This window comes from Actinokineospora sp. NPDC051303 (assembly GCF_055586285.1).
This window is the reverse complement of the sequence record NZ_JBVJIN010000005.1, coordinates 113436-128049: the sequence shown is the minus strand read 5'-3', so window position 1 is coordinate 128049 and position 14614 is coordinate 113436. Positions and strand designations below refer to the sequence as shown.

General features: G+C 70.2%; 14 protein-coding genes. 3 read left to right on the top strand and 11 right to left on the bottom strand.

Annotated elements, in window-relative coordinates:
- The coding region (locus ACZ6SD_RS06025) for a tetratricopeptide repeat protein (protein WP_465315796.1) at positions 1–424 on the top strand (424 nt) is incomplete at its 5' end.
- Positions 425–725: 301 nt separating this feature from the next.
- On the opposite strand, the gene rlmB is transcribed toward ACZ6SD_RS06025, so the two are convergent.
- From rlmB to ACZ6SD_RS05995, 6 genes are all read right to left on the bottom strand, one after another.
- Positions 726–1679: a 23S rRNA (guanosine(2251)-2'-O)-methyltransferase RlmB gene (gene rlmB / locus ACZ6SD_RS06020; protein WP_465315795.1), complete on the bottom strand. Its 954-nt coding sequence runs from the start codon at positions 1677–1679 to the stop codon at positions 726–728.
- Between the two features lies 1 nt (position 1680).
- The gene (gene cysS, locus ACZ6SD_RS06015) at positions 1681–3072 is read right to left on the bottom strand and encodes a cysteine--tRNA ligase (protein WP_465315794.1); all 1392 of its coding nucleotides are present in this window, start codon (positions 3070–3072) and stop codon (positions 1681–1683) included.
- 109 nt (positions 3073–3181) lie between these two features.
- Positions 3182–3874, bottom strand: coding sequence for an HAD family hydrolase (locus ACZ6SD_RS06010; RefSeq protein ID WP_465315793.1), 693 nt, complete (start codon positions 3872–3874; stop codon positions 3182–3184).
- Positions 3875–3939: 65 nt separating this feature from the next.
- Complete coding sequence (ispF, locus tag ACZ6SD_RS06005) at positions 3940–4407, bottom strand: 2-C-methyl-D-erythritol 2,4-cyclodiphosphate synthase (RefSeq protein ID WP_465315792.1); 468 nt, start codon at positions 4405–4407, stop codon at positions 3940–3942.
- Entirely contained in the window at positions 4404–5093 is a 690-nt protein-coding gene (ispD, locus tag ACZ6SD_RS06000) for a 2-C-methyl-D-erythritol 4-phosphate cytidylyltransferase (protein ID WP_465315791.1), read from the bottom strand. The genes ispF and ispD overlap by 4 nt, the downstream gene beginning before the upstream one ends.
- Positions 5094–5197: 104 nt before the next feature.
- Positions 5198–5689, bottom strand: coding sequence for a CarD family transcriptional regulator (locus tag ACZ6SD_RS05995; RefSeq protein ID WP_018682461.1), 492 nt, complete (start codon positions 5687–5689; stop codon positions 5198–5200).
- A gap of 319 nt (positions 5690–6008) precedes the next feature.
- Between ACZ6SD_RS05995 and ACZ6SD_RS05990 the strand changes: the two genes are divergently transcribed.
- Both ACZ6SD_RS05990 and radA read left to right on the top strand, forming a co-directional pair.
- On the top strand, positions 6009–6728 hold the full coding sequence (locus ACZ6SD_RS05990; RefSeq protein WP_465315790.1) for a hypothetical protein: 720 nt from the start codon (positions 6009–6011) through the stop codon (positions 6726–6728).
- Between the two features lie 61 nt (positions 6729–6789).
- The gene (gene radA, locus ACZ6SD_RS05985) at positions 6790–8163 is read left to right on the top strand and encodes a DNA repair protein RadA (RefSeq protein WP_465315789.1); all 1374 of its coding nucleotides are present in this window, start codon (positions 6790–6792) and stop codon (positions 8161–8163) included.
- Between the two features lie 334 nt (positions 8164–8497).
- Here radA and ACZ6SD_RS05980 read toward each other — a convergent pair whose 3' ends face one another.
- The 5 genes from ACZ6SD_RS05980 to ACZ6SD_RS05960 form a co-directional block, all read right to left on the bottom strand.
- Positions 8498–8962, bottom strand: a complete 465-nt coding sequence (locus ACZ6SD_RS05980; RefSeq protein WP_465315788.1) for a hypothetical protein — start codon at positions 8960–8962, stop codon at positions 8498–8500.
- A gap of 112 nt (positions 8963–9074) precedes the next feature.
- Entirely contained in the window at positions 9075–10688 is a 1614-nt protein-coding gene (locus tag ACZ6SD_RS05975) for a VWA domain-containing protein (RefSeq protein ID WP_465315787.1), read from the bottom strand.
- Positions 10685–11878, bottom strand: a complete 1194-nt coding sequence (locus ACZ6SD_RS05970) for a toxic anion resistance protein (protein ID WP_465315786.1) — start codon at positions 11876–11878, stop codon at positions 10685–10687. The genes ACZ6SD_RS05975 and ACZ6SD_RS05970 overlap by 4 nt, the downstream gene beginning before the upstream one ends.
- Positions 11875–12963: a hypothetical protein gene (locus ACZ6SD_RS05965; RefSeq protein ID WP_465315785.1), complete on the bottom strand. Its 1089-nt coding sequence runs from the start codon at positions 12961–12963 to the stop codon at positions 11875–11877. The genes ACZ6SD_RS05970 and ACZ6SD_RS05965 overlap by 4 nt, the downstream gene beginning before the upstream one ends.
- Positions 12964–13063: 100 nt before the next feature.
- A complete protein-coding gene (locus ACZ6SD_RS05960) occupies positions 13064–14605 on the bottom strand; it encodes a polyamine aminopropyltransferase (protein WP_465315784.1) in 1542 nt (513 codons plus the stop codon).
- Between the last annotated feature and the right edge of the window lie 9 nt (positions 14606–14614).

The window sequence follows — 14614 nt, the reverse complement described above, 5'->3', positions numbered from 1 at the left end:
GGCCCGGTGGCGGGGTGCAGCGGGTGATCCTGCCGGGGCGGTGACTGCATTGGAGGCGTTGCTCGCCGACATGGTGCGGGTGTTGGGCCCCGATCACCCCCACACCCTCACCACCCGCCACAACCTGGCCCGGTGGTGGGGTGAGGCGGGTGATCCTGTCGCGGCGGTGTCCGCGTTGGAGGCGTTGCTCGCCGATCGGTTGCGGGTGTTGGGCCCCGACCACCCCCACACCCTCACCACCCGTGGCAACCTAGCCGATTGGCGGGGTGCAGCGGGTGATCCTGCCGGGGCGGTGACTGCGTTGGAGGCGTTGCTCGCCGACATGGTGCGGGTGTTGGGCCCCGACCACCCCCACACCCTCATCACCCGTAGCAACCTGGCCTATCGGGATGCGCGGGTCGAGGACCATGACACCGCTCCTTGACACCGGCACGACCGTCGGCGTGGACGAGTCCTCCCGGTCGCCTGCGCGGCGCGGCGTATACCGGGCTGGCACATAAGCCGTGCCGTGCGCCCGCGCGGCAGATCCGGCTTCCTGCCAACCGCACCCAACGCTGCCAGGTGCTCGATGGGGTGGAGTGGTTTCTTCGGGGGAGAAGGAAGATCGCTAAGCTGGCTGCGCGCGTGTGAGGCCGTAGGCTTCCCACCCGTCTTTCACACGGCGATCTTCCTTCGTAGGGGCCCCGAAGAAACCACTCCACCCCATCGAGCCAACCCGCGAAGACTCAGACGCGCCCAGCAGCCCGCCGCCGCCGAGCGACCTCGGCCAGCACAACCCCAGCCGCCACCGAAGCGTTCAGCGACTCCACCCCAGCCGCCATCGGAATCGACACCGTGGCATCGCAGGCTTCCTTCACCAGCCGGGACAGCCCGCGCCCCTCGGACCCGACCACGACCACCAACGGCGACGTCGCCAACTCCAACTCGTCCAGCTCCACCGTCCCGTCCGCGTCCAAGCCGACGATCATCAGCCCCTGCGACGCCAGCGCGCGCAGCTCCCGAGTCAGGTTCGTCGCCACCGCCACCGGCAGCTTCGCCGCTGTCCCCGCGCTGGTCCGCCAAGCGACGGCCGTGATCCCCGCGCTCCGCCGCTGCGGCAGCAGCACCCCGTTGGCCCCGAACGCCGCGGCCGACCGGATCACCGCCCCAAGGTTGCGCGGATCGGTCACCCCATCGAGCGCAACGATCAGCGGAGGCTCACCCGTGCCGACCGCCGCGTCAAGCAAGTCGTCCGGGTGGGCGTACTCATAGGGGGGAACCTGCAAGGCCAAGCCCTGGTGCATCGCGGCGTGAGTCAGCCGGTCCAGCTCCGGGCGGGACACCTCCAGCACGGAGATCCCCCGGTCGGCCGCAAGCTGCACCGCCTCGGCGACGCGGTCGTCCGCGTCGATGCCGATGGCCACGTAAAGCGCCGTCGATGGGACGCCAGCGCGGAGGCATTCCACGACCGGGTTGCGGCCAGCGACCAACTCGTTGACGGGCTTGTCCTTGCTGCCCTGGGTGCGCTTGGCGGCCGCGTTCGCTTTGCGGTAAGCCTTGTGGCCGGGGCGTTCCTCGGCTTTGGGGGTGGGGCCCTTGCCTTCCAGCGCCTTGCGTCGCTGCCCACCGGAGCCGACTACGGCGCCCTTCTTGGTGCCCGGCTTGCGCATCGCGCCCTGGCGCCTGGAGTTCCCTGCCACGTCAGCTGTCCTTCAGTGTCCACAATGGACCGCCGGGGGTGTCCTCGACGGTGACGCCCGCGGTCAGCAGGCGGTCTCGAATCGCGTCGGCCAACGCGAAGTTTCGGTCGGCTCTGGCCCGCTGGCGTTCCTCCAGCAGGTCTTCGACGAGCGCGTCCAGCGCCTGCCGCAGCCCGGTGTCGGCGGCGGAGGTGTCCGACCACTGGGGCGAAAGCGGGTCCAGGCCGAGCACACCGGTCATGCCGCGCACCGCCGCCGCCGCCGCGCGCGCCGTTTCCTCGTCGCCCGCGTCGAGGGCGGTGTTACCGAGGCGGACCGCGTTGTGCACTGCGGCGAGCGCGGCGGGGGTGGCCAGGTCGTCGTCCATGGCGGCGGCGAACTCGGGGCCGGGGGCGCCAGGGGCGACCACGCCGGTCCGCTGCGCGACCTTGCGCAGGAAGTACTCGATGCGCTGGTACGCGCGCACCGACTCGTCCAGGGCGGCCTCGGAGTACTCGATCATCGACCGGTAGTGCGGGCCGACGAGGTAGTACCGCAGCTCTTGCGCGCGGACCCGGTTCAGCATCTCCGGGATCGACACCACGTTGCCCAGCGACTTCGACATCTTCTCGCCGCTCATGGTGACCCACGCGTTGTGCATCCAGTACCGGGCGAACCCGTCGCCCGCGGCTCGGGACTGCGCCTGCTCGTTCTCGTGGTGCGGGAAAACGAGGTCGACGCCGCCGCCGTGGATGTCGAACTCGGGGCCAAGATAGGCGCGCGCCATCGCCGAGCACTCCAGGTGCCAGCCGGGCCGCCCCGGGCCCCAGGGCGTCGGCCACGACGGCTCGCCCGGTTTCGCCGCTTTCCACAGGGTGAAGTCGCGCGGGTCGCGCTTGCCCTCGGCGGACGCCTCGCCCTGCTGCACCTCGTCCAGCTTCATCCGCGACAGCTCGCCGTACGCGGGATAAGAGGCGACGGAGAAGTAGACGTCGCCACCGGAGGCGTAGGCGTGGCCAGCGTCGATCAGCCGCTGCATAAGTTCGACCATCTGGGTGATATGCCCGGTCGCCCTCGGTCCAACGGACGGCGGCAAGCAGCCCAGCGTGTCGTAGGCCGAGTCGAACGCGCGCTCGTGCGTCGCCGCCCACTCCCACCACGGCCTGCCCGCCTGGGCGGCCTTGAAGAGGATCTTGTCGTCGATGTCGGTGACGTTGCGGACGAGCCGGACATCGGCGCCGCCATGGGCCAGCCACCGGCGCACGACGTCGAAGTTGAGCCCGCTGCGCACGTGCCCGATGTGCGGAACGCCCTGCACAGTGGCGCCGCAGACGTAGATCGAGGCGACCCCGGGCGTGAGCGCGCTGAACTCACGCAGACTGCGGCTTGCGCTGTCGAAAATGTGCAGGGACACCTGGATCTCCTGGTGGGAGCATTGCAATTCTTGGGGGAAATGGTACGGGCAACGCGAGGGTCACTCGTGCCAGGTTTGACTTGACAGGCCAGACGGCCCGTTCTTGGCGCTAGTCCGCGATGCCGTGCGCGCGCAACGCGCCGAGCAGCGCGTCGGGGCGATTCGCGGTCGCCTGCGGCTCCACCCGCTCGAATCGACAGCCCGCCTCGACGGCCGCGCCGTCCGCCGCGGCGCTGTCGCCGATCATCAGCACCTCGGTCGGCGCGACGCCGATGCGCTCGCACGCCAGCCGGAAAATCTTCGGGTCCGGCTTCACCAGGCCCTCGGCGTAGGAGAGGACGAACTCGTCCACGAGCGCGTCGAAGCCGTGCCGGGCGAACGTCGGCCGCAGGTCCCAGGCGATGTTGCTGAGCACCGCGACCGGGATGCCCTTGGCCTTGAGCAGGCGCAGCGCGTCACCGGCGTCCGGGTAGGGGCGCCACGCCTCGGGAGTGAGCATGAGGTCGTAGAGGCGCACGGCCATGCCCTCGGCCAGCCCGAACTCCGGGTGCGCCAGCGACGCCTCGTAGGCGGCGCGGTGCACCTGCGGGTCGAGGTCGCGGCGGTGCCACGCCTCGTGCAGGTCGGCGGGCAGGTGCGCGGGCACGCCCACCGGCACGGTCAGCAGCGCCAGGATCTCCGCGTACCGGTCCGCGTCGAGCGGTGTGCCGTCGCGCTGGGCCAAGCCATCGACAAGTCGGGCACTCGGTTCCAGGCGGAACAGGGTGCCCGAGAAGTCCAGCAGGACGCCGCGGATGGCCACGCCCTCAACGGTAAAGGGAGACCCCATGCCGCCCGCCACCCGGTTGGCTGTGATCAACGCCACCCCTACCGGGTGGGGAGCAGCAGCGCGGTCGCGATCGCGGCGATGCCCTCGCCGCGGCCGGTGAGTCCCAACCCGTCCGTGGTGGTCCCCGATACCGACACCGGGCCGCCTACCGCCGCAGACAGCGCTGTCTGCGCCTCTTCGCGGCGCTTACCGATCTTCGGTTCGTTGCCGATCACCTGCACGGCGGCGTTGCCGACGCGGTAACCCTCGGCCTCGATCAACCGGCGGACTTCGGCGAGCAAGACCGCGCCGTGCGCGCCTGCCCAGCGCGGGTCGCCGGTGCCGAACACCGCGCCTAGGTCGCCGAGACCGGCGGCCGAGAGCAGCGCGTCGCACAGCGCGTGCGCGGCGACGTCGCCATCGGAGTGACCGGCGCAGCCGTCGACCCCGTCCCAGCGCAGGCCCGCGATCCAGCAGTCCCGCCCAGCCTCGATCGGGTGCACATCGGTGCCGATGCCGACTCTCACGGGTTCCTCTTCGCGCACAGGACGGCCTCGGCGATCGCGAGGTCGAACGGGGTTGTGATCTTCATCGCACAGGGGTGGCCCGGGACCGTCGCCACCGGCACGCCGAGCTTCTCGACCAGGCCAGCGTCGTCGGTCGCCGAGTCGCCCGCGGCGGCATAAGCCCTGGTCAGGACATCGACATCGAATCCCTGCGGGGTTTGCACCACCCGCAGCGCGGCCCGGTCGGGCGTCGCGGTCACCGTGCCCGCGCCGTCGACCTGTTTGACCGTGTCGGCCATCGGCAGCACCGGGATGACCGCTGGCGCGCCCGCCGCGACGGCGGCGACCACGGCCCGGATGACCTCCGGCGGCGTGAACGCGCGCGCCGCGTCGTGCACCAGCACGACCCGGGCGTCGGGCACGACGGTGAGCGCGTGCCGCAGGGCGCGGCGCACGGAGTCGGTGCGGTCAGCGCCGCCGGGGACGACCTCGGCGGCGAGACCGGCCTCGGCCAGCAGGTTCGAGGTGGCCGCGACCTCGGCGGGCGGGGCCGCGACCACGACATGCCGCACGCAGCCCGCGTCGAGCAGGCCGCGCACGGCATGGGTGAGCAACGGTGTGCCGTGGACCGGGACCAGAGCCTTGGGCGTGCCGAGGCCAAGGCGGACGCCTTGACCGGCGGCGGGCACGAGCGCGACCGCGGTCACGGGCGGCTCGCCTGCTCAGGGACCCTGTCCAGGTTCGTCCCACGGGGTGTCATGCAAGTCACAATCGGGCCAGGTTCCGGGGGAGGCCCGGTCGGGACGTGCGGTCAGACGGTTGCGGTTGCCAGGACCTCGTCGAGCAGGACCTCGGCCTTGTCCTCATCGGTGCCCTCGGCCAGCGCCAGCTCGCTGACCAGTATCTGCCGGGCCTTGGCCAGCATCCGCTTCTCGCCAGCGGACAGGCCGCGATCCTTCTCCCGCCGCCAGAGGTCTCGCACCACTTCGGCAACCTTGTTCACATCGCCAGAGGCGAGCTTCTCCAGGTTCGCCTTGTACCGACGCGACCAGTTGGTCGGCTCCTCGGTGTGCGGCGCCCGCAGGACATCGAACACGCGGTTGAGACCCTCTTGGCCCACGACATCCCGCACGCCGACGATCTCGGCGTTGTCTGCGGGGACGCGAACCGTGAGGTCACCCTGCGCGACCTTGAGGACGAGGTACTTCTTCTCCTCGCCCTTGATCACGCGGGTCTCGATCGCTTCGATGAGTGCGGCACCGTGGTGCGGGTAGACGACGGTCTCTCCGACCTTGAAAACCATGTGTCCTCTGCCCCTTTCGCTGGCTCCATCTTAACACGGGTCGCCTAGTCGAGGAGACTGACCTGCGAACCGTCTGCGCAGGTCAGCGGCCACATCAGGAGGCGGACGGGGGTTGACAAGAGCGCTTTTCGCGTACTCAGCCCCTATTGCCCCCAGGCCCGCGGCCACGGTTGGAGATCACCTCCGCATCCACAATGGACGTGATTCGGCCAAGCCCGCCCGAGGTGATATGCCCGACCACACGCGGGCCCGATGCATTGCGCGGGCTAGGCTTCCCAGCCGAGAAGGTGAAATGTCCGCAGCAGACGCAGGAGCGCTCGTGAGCCGTGCACAGCAGAACTCGACCGGTCGGCTGCGCCTCGCCCCGGCCGCGTTGGGACTCGGTCTTGCCGCAGTCCTCGGTGCCGTCGGGTGCTCGGCCGGTCAGATCACGCAGACCGACTCGCAGCTTCCGTCGGTGAACGGGTCGCTCGCGCAGGTCGGCCAGATCGCGGTCCGCGACGCCAAGCTCGCTTACCCGCACGGCGGCAGCTACCCGCAGGGCGCCGACGCGCCGGTCATCCTGACTCTGGTCAACGTCGGCGGCGAGGCCGACTCCCTGGTCGAGCTGAGCAGCCCCGCCGCGGCCGACGTCGAGGTCTCCGGCGACACCGCGCTGCCCGGCGGCGCCGTCCTGGTCGTCGGCACCCCCGGCGAAGAGGCCAAGGTCGCCGAGACGGCGCACGCCCAGTCGAGCCAGCCCGGGTCGTCGTCGCACGCTGAGCCTTCACACGGCGAGTCGTCCGAGTCCGCGCACGCGCCCACCTCGTCGGCGGTTCCCACCTCGTCCGCCGCGGCCACCACGACCGCTCCGGCGACCACGACCGGGACCCAGCTCGGCAAGCTGAAGATCGTGCTCAAGCGCCTCAACGCCAAGCTCGTGCCCGGCCAGACCATCCCGGTCACCCTGGTCTTCGCCAAGGCTGGCCCGGTCACCTTCGACCTGCCCATCGCCGCGCCCAACGGCCCCCGCGAGGAACAGCCCAAGACCGAGCACTGACACGCGCGGCGCGACCGACTGGATTGACTGGATTGTCGGTGCCCGCCCGTACGGTGATCGCGTGGCAACCAAGACTCCGAAGCCGGGCTACCGCTGCGCCGAGTGCGGCCACGGCGTCGCCAAGTGGTTCGGCCGCTGCCCCGAGTGCCAGGCGTGGGGCACGCTGGAGGAAGTCGGCGTCCCGCGCGCCGCGCTGACCAAGGTCGCGGCGGGCCTGCCGAGTTCCCCGGCGCGCCCCATCGCCGAGGTCGACATCGAGGCGGCCAAGGCCCGGCGCACCGGCGTCCCCGAGCTCGACCGCGTCCTCGGCGGCGGCTTGGTGCCCGGGGCGGTCGTGCTGCTGGCGGGCGAGCCCGGGGTGGGCAAGTCGACGCTGCTGCTGGAGGCCGCCTACCGCTGGGCGGCCCGGGACGGCGAGTACGGGCCGACGCTGTATGTGACCGGCGAGGAGTCGGCCGGGCAGGTCCGGCTGCGGGCCGAGCGCACCGGCAACGTGCACGGATCGATGTTCCTGGCCGCGGAGAGTGACGTGTCCGCGCTGATGGGGCATGTCGACGCGGTGCAGCCGGGGATGCTGGTTGTCGACTCGGTGCAGACCATGTCCTCGCCCGCGGTTGACGGCGCGCCCGGTGGGGTGACGCAGGTGCGGGCGGTGACCGCGGCGCTGGTGGCGCTGGCGAAGGAGCGGGCCCTGCCGGTGCTGCTCGTCGGGCACGTCACCAAGGACGGGTCCATCGCCGGTCCGCGCGTGCTGGAGCACCTGGTCGACGTCGTCCTGCACTTCGAGGGCGACCGGCACTCGTCGTTGCGGATGCTGCGCGGCGTGAAGAACCGCTTCGGGCCCGCCGACGAGGTGGGCTGCTTCGAGCTGGTCGAGAGCGGGATCGTCGGGGTGCCTGATCCGTCTGGGTTGTTCCTCAACAAGCGGGACGTGGGGGTGCCGGGGACAGCGGTCACTGTCGCGGTGGAGGGGAAACGGCCGCTGTTGGGCGAGGTGCAGGCGCTGGTGTCTAAGTCGCCGCTGGGGACGCCTCGGCGGGCTGTGTCTGGGCTTGATTCGGCTCGGGTGGCGATGGTGCTGGCTGTGTTGGAGCGGCGGGGTGGGGTTCGGCTGGGGGACGCGGATGTGTTCGCGGCGACTGTGGGCGGGATGAAGATTCCTGAGCCTGCCGCTGATTTGGCTATCGCGCTTTCGGTGGCTACGGCTGCGCGGGATGTGGCGTTGCCGCCGGATTTGGTGGTGTTGGGGGAGGTGGGGCTGGCGGGGGAGGTTCGGCGGGTTAGTGGGGTGAAGGCTCGGTTGGCTGAGGCTATGCGGTTGGGGTTCACCAAGGCGTTGATTCCGCCGGATTCGGGTGATGTGCCTGCGGGGTTGCAGGTTCGGGTGGTTCCTGATTTGGGTTCTGCTATGGGGAATCTGCAAGTTCTGCGGTGAGGGGTTGTGTGGGTTGCTCGATGGGGTGGAGTGGTTTCTTCGGGGCCCCTACGAAGGAAGATCGCCGTGTGAAAGACGGGTGGGAAGCCTTCGGCCTCACACGTGCGGAGCCAGCTTAGCGATCTTCCTTCTCCCCCGAAGAAACCACTCCACCCCATCGAGCACCTGGCAGCGTTGGTGCCGGTTGGCAGATGCTCGGGTTCGCTGTCTCCGGCCCCTTTAGGTGCCTGGCAGGGGTCGGGTGCGCTGTCTCCGCGCGCGTCGAGTGCCTAGCGGTGTTGGGGTGTGGTTGGTAGGAGGAGGGTGGGGTGTTGTTCCGCTGCCGAGGGTTGTTTTAGTCCTGGGTGCGGTCGCGGAGGTAGCGGGTGTGGTCGGTTTGTTTGCGGATGTCGTTGGCGAAGAAGTGGGTTGCTACTGACTCGGCGTCGGTGGTTAAGAGGTTTAGTTGGGTGGTTAGTTCTGTGTTCGCTTTTTTGGCTACGGCGAAACGCCAGGGGAGGTTTAGGTAGGTTTCTACGGCCAAAGGCACGTCTACGCGGACTAGGCGGGTGACGTTGTGGGTGGTGTCGGGGTCGGCCGCTAGGTCGGTGGGGCGGGTGAGGAGGCCGCCGAGAATGTCTGCTATGTGTTCTATTTGGGTTAGGGCGCCGTCGGGCATTCTGGGGGATTCCGCGCGGACTTTGGCTACTAGGGCGTCTAGGTCCGCGCGGAGGTGGGAGGCTTCGGCGTGGGGGTCGGTGGCCAGGTGGATTTTGTCTGGTGGGGTGGCTAACGCGCCGACCAGGTAGAGGCCCGCCACTACTAGGAGCCAGTAGTCGCCTGCTAGGCCGACTAGGTGTAAGAGGACGCCGGTTAGACCTAAGACGCAAGCGACTAGGTTCTTGGTTGAGCCTAGGTAGCGGATTACCCGTTTACTGGTAGCCACGGATCTCCCGGAAGACCGGGCCGAGGTCGCCGCCTCGGGCGTCGAAGACTTTGCCGCCGGTTGTGGTGGCCAGGCTGTCCATTTCGGACTGGTTGCCCTCGCCGAATAGGACGGTGAAGACCGGGACTCCCTTCAATTCCGGGGAGCGGGTGGCGTGGGTGCGCTGGAAGTCGTCGTAGTCGCTGCCGCTGGTGTTGTCGCCGTCGGTCATCAGGACGATGGAGGTGAAGCGGTCGTCCAAGGGGGAGCGGGCCAGCAGGTCGTAGGCGCGGGTGAGGCTGTCGTAGATCGCGGTGCCGCCGCTGGCTTCCAGGCTCTGCGCGGTATTTCTGATTCGGTCGAGTTCCGGCTGTTGACCGGTTTCCGGGACGGTGAACACCACCGGGGCCCTTGGGGCGGTGTCGAACGGGATCAGGGTGACCTCTTCGCGGCCGTGGAACTTGCGGTACTTGCCCACCAAGTCGCCGCCAGCGCCGGTGAGGCCGACCAAGGCGGCGCGCAGCGACTCGATTCGGTCGCCCGACATGGAGCCGGAGGTGTCGAGGACGTAGATGGTGCGCGACGGGCGGCGGATCTGGTCGAAGTAGGCCGACAGCAACGCGTCGAACGCCTCCTGCGTCGCCGGGAACGGCAACTCCACCAACGACTGCGCGCCGAACTCGGGGGCCAAGGCGACCCCGGGGACCGCGGGCCTGCGCTTGGTCGCCGCCATGATCTCGCGCTGCGCGTCGGGAGTCCGCAGATGCTCGCTGAGCCGCTGGTGGTCCTGGCGGGCGGCGTCACCCGCGCTGGTGAGCAGGGTGAGCGGGTAGTCAGCCGTCACCACCCCGTCCGTGGGGTAGATCAGGGTCAGCGGCTCGGGGAGCAGGCCGCCCGCGTTCAGCGACAGCAGCACCGACTCGTAGTTGATCAGACCGTCGATCTTCTGGCCGGGGTCCGCTCCGGTCGCGCGGCGCTGGTACGCCTCCGACAGCCAGCCGGACGAGCCAGCGCTCATCGCCTGCGCGGCGAAGAACTTCGTCAGCTCTGGGGTCGCCGCGGTGATCTGCTCCGCGGTGATCGCCGCGCCCGAGCTAGCCAGCGCCGACGCCACGCCGACCAGAGCGGAGAAGCCGGAATTGGACGCGGACGGGTCGGTCATGCCGTAGCTGAACGACTTTGCCCCCGCCGCGGCAGCGATGTCGGCCCAGGCGACCGGCTTGCCCGTCCAGCCCAGCGCGTCGGCCTTCGACTTGGCCAGGCCGAGCACCACCGGGGACTGCATGATCTTCGCCTGGTCGCCCAGCCTGCGGCTCGCCTCGGGCAACGCTTGCAGATAGCGGTTGGCGGAGAACCAGACCGCGTCGTAGGCGGCGTCCGCGGCGCCGGAGGCCAGGGTCTGCGCGCCCTCGATGGTCCCGGTGAAGGTGAACTCGACCCGCACGCCGGTGGCCGCGGCCGCGCGGTCGAGGACCGGCTGGAGGTCGGCCAACTCGCTGCCCGCGAGCACGCGCAGCTTGCCCGGCTCGGCCGGGCTCACCTTCGGCTCGTCGCTGGAGCAGCCAGCCAGCAGGCTCGCGCCCAGCGCCAGCGCCGTGACGCCCGCGATGAACCTGGTCATGCTTCCCCCGCTTCGGTGATGCGCACTGGTGTGGTTCCTGCCGTTTCCGCGGTGTGGGAGCGGCGCAGGTGGTCCTCCGCGCGACGCAGTTCCCCGCTCAGCGCGGCGACGGTGGTCGCCATGCTGTGCGTCGCGCTTACCCGGAACTGGTCTATAGCGTCCAGCGCTTGGTAAATCTGGTCGAACGACTCGCGGATAGTGGCGACGCCAACGGCCGGGTCGGTGCTCGCGCGCCGGATCTCTTGGCTTTGCAGCGCTAAGAGGTCGCTGTTAGTGCGCATCAGGCCCTCTGTGGTGCCGCGCAACGCGTCGACCTCGTCGAGCACGTCCCGTTGGTTGGCCAACGCGCCGCTCACCACCAGCGCTATCCGCAGCGCGGTAACAGTGGTCGACGCGGCTCGTTCGACACCGCGGATCAGCTCGTCGTTGTTGCGCCGCACCAAGTCCAGCGCGAGGTAGCCCTGCGCGCACACCGCGAGCTGGGTAAGCACGTCCTGGTGTCGCTGCCGGATCGGGTGCAGCACATCGGACCGCAGCGCGGTGGCGCGAGCCGGGTCGGCGTAGTCGAGGACGTCCGCCTGCCGTTCGACGGCGGTGTCCAGCGCCTCGGCGAACGCGGCCGACTCCGACAGCCGCGTCATGGTCTCCCACATCCGCGCCCGCTCGCCCTTGATCGCCGCGTTGTCCCGGCGGAGCTGGTCCTGGCGGGTGCGCAGGTCCACCACGAGCAGGTTCACCGGCGTCTGCGCGGCCTGGTAGCGGTCGAGCAGCCGCTTGGCCTGGTTGCCCATCGGGATCAGGCCGAGCAGCTTGCGTGGGGTCGTGGGCAGGCCGCGCGGGTCGAGGTCGGTGACCGTGCGCCGCAGGTCGGCCAGGCTCGTGGTGACCCCCTGCTCGGGGCCGGGCCGGGTGCCCTGGGCGCCCGCGAGGGCGGCGGCCGACCGGTCGAGCAGGCTCGCGGCGATCGTCGCGGCCACCCGCATGTCGGCCTCGCCGACGGCCAGCAGCTCGTCCACCTTCTCGGCGAAGCCGGGGGAGCGCGGGTCGAGCGCGGCGAGGTCGTCGGCGAACCGGTCCGCCCGCTCGGCGGCGGCCTGCCGGGCGGGCTCGTCCACCGGGATCAGGCCAGCCGCCCGCTCAACCGGAACCGGCTCGACGGGATCGGGAGGGGTTAACGCGAGATCGCTCACCGGTACTGCTTTCCGATGGCGTCGAGCATTCGCTCCAGCGTCTCGTAGCTCGGCGGCTCCACGACGTCGACCAGGTCGGCGGGGGCGGCCAGCTTGCGGTCGGCGACCAGCGTCTGGAACGGCCGGGGGTCGCTGGTGCGGAAGCCGAACTCGGCGGCCAGCCGGACCAGCTCCGGGTCGCTGGTCAGGAGCCTGCCGACCTGGTCGCCCTGGCCCTTGAGCGGGACCAGCGTGTGCTTGGACAGCACTGTCGGCGCCGGGTAAAGCAGGCGCATGTCCGGCCGGATGGAGCCGTCGCCGCGAAGCTGCCGGTCGAGGAACTGCGACTCGTAGATCATGACCAGCGGCGTCTTGCCCATACCGGCGGCCAGGTAGTCCTCGAACGGGCCCTCGCTGCTGTTCTGCGTGTAGCCTTGGTCCAGGAACAGCTTGCCGATCGACGGGAGAACCTGGGCTTCCGCGTCCCCGGTGCTCACTACCGAGTTCCCGTTGGCCACATAGGACACCGCGGCCAGGTACATCGCCGCCGAGTTGGAGTTACGCGGATCGGTAGTGGTAACCAGGACGTTCTTACGCGCGGGATAGGCGGTATTGCCGGGAAGCTGGTCCCACCGCGTGCCCTTGTTGGCGAGGTCGAGGTAAGCGGCGAGGTCGAGCACCTGGTAGTCGCCGGGGCCCTTCTTGACCGCCCCTCGCGCGGCCAAGAGGTCGGCGATAGGCGCGAACGTCGCGACAGCCATCGGCGAGAAGAACGGTGTGTAGACGGTGGTGATGTTCCGGTCGCGCTGGATGCGCTGCGCCGCGGGCGAGGACGACGGGAACGCGAAGTCGTACGGGGCGAGGTCGACCGAGGTCGCGATCTGCCGCGACCCGGCCGAATCGGCCTCGACGCGCAGCCCGTGCTTGCCGAACGCGGCGATCACCCGCGCGTCGGCGAAGAACGCCGCCTTCTCCGACCCGATCACCCCGCGCACCGTGGTCGCGCCCGCCGTGTCCGGCTCGTCGTCCCCCGACCCGACGACGATCGCCACCACCACGGCCGCCAACAGCACGACAGCCAGACCGATGCTGACCTGACGTTTCATCCAACCCCCTCCGAGCGCGGGCCGATCATGACCGCCGAACGCTGCCTTGGACGCGCTCGTCACCCGATCGTGAGGTGAACGCTGGGTGAATGCTTGGCAATCAGTAGTTGGTCCACTCTTCGCTGGCGAAGCCGAGGATCACCGGGTTCATCAGGGTCGACGCGGGCAGGTCGGCGGGCCTGCGGCGGTCCGGGGGGAACGTGGCCGCCACGGTCAGGCTCGCCTGGTCGAGTGAGCGCAGCGGCATCCCGGCTGGCAGCGTGAGCGCCGGGGCGCCGCCGCGCGCGCCGAGGTGGAACCCCCACTCGCCGAACGCGGGGACCGAGACCTGGTAAGCCACGCTGTGCACGCCCGCCGCGCGCAGAGTCGTCTCCACGCACCAGAACGCCTTCGGCGCGAAGAACGGCGAGCCCGCCTGCACGACCATCCGGCCGTGGTCGGCCATGGCCCGGTCGACCAGGCCGTAGAACTCCACCGAGTACAGCTTCGCGGTGGCCGTGGAGTCCGCGTCGGGCATGTCGACCAGCACCACGTCGTACCGGTCGGTGTTGGACCGCAGCCAGCCGAAGGCGTCCTCGGTCCGGACCGCCACCCGGGGGTCGTCGAACGCGTGCCGGTTCAGCTCGGACAGCCGGGGATCGGCGCGGGCCAGGGCGACCACGGCCGGGTCCAGCTCGACCAGGGTCACGCTCTTGACATCCGGATAGCGCAGCACCTCGCGCAGCGCCAGGCCGTCGCCGCCGCCGAGCACCAGGACGTTGTCCCGCTTCGGCCCGGCCATCGCCGGGTGGACCATGGCCTCGTGGTAGCGGTACTCGTCCACCGAGCTGAACTGGAGGTCGCCGTTGAGGAACAGCCGCACATCCCGGTTCCCGGTGAGCGACACCGCCTCGGTCACCACGATGTCCTGGTAAGGGGTGCGCTCGGCGTGCACTACCGGGTCCGCGTAGAGCGCCTGACGGGCCGTCACCTCGAAGTCCTCGGCCAACAGGTAAGCGCCGGTAAGAACCCCGCCCACCGCCACCGCCGCCAGGATCAGCGCCGCCTTCGTCCGGCGCCCCAGCTCCGCGCGGAACACGGTCAGCACCAATCCGAGCCCGGCCAGCGCGTTGACGATGCCGACCACCAGCGCGCCCTCGATCTGCCCGAACACCGGCAGCAGCACGAACGGGAACGCCAGCCCGCCCAGCAGCGCGCCCACGTAGTCCGCGGCGAACAGGTCGGCCACCGCCGACCCCGCGTCCTGGCGGCGGATGCGCTGCAACAGCACCATCAGCAGCGGGATCTCCGCGCCGATCAGCGCGCCCAGCACCAGCGCCATCACGATCAGCGCGGGCGTGTACAGGCTCAGCCACGCGAACGCCGCGTACAGCAGCAGCACGCTCAACCCACCCAGCAGCGCCAGCACCAGTTCGACGGCGGCGAACGACACCGCCGCCCGACGCTGCAACGGCTTCGCCGCGAGGGCGCCCATGCCCATCGCGAACACCATCAGCGACACCACGATCGACGCCTGCCCGACCGTGTCGCCGATCAGATAGCTGCCCAGCGCGACCAGGGCTAGCTCGTAGACCAGCCCGCAGGCGGCGCACACGAACACCGTGGCGAGCAGCGCGACGCGCGCCGCCCGCCTGCGCGGCACCTCGGTGAC

Excerpts from the sequence above, each read along its gene's own strand:
- ACZ6SD_RS05995 (WP_018682461.1), bottom strand. The coding sequence starts at position 5,689 with ATGGTTTTCAAGGTCGGAGAGACCGTCGTCTACCCGCACCACGGTGCC.
- ACZ6SD_RS05975 (WP_465315787.1), bottom strand. The coding sequence starts at position 10,688 with ATGACCAGGTTCATCGCGGGCGTCACGGCGCTGGCGCTGGGCGCGAGC.
- ACZ6SD_RS05965 (WP_465315785.1), bottom strand. The coding sequence starts at position 12,963 with ATGAAACGTCAGGTCAGCATCGGTCTGGCTGTCGTGCTGTTGGCGGCC.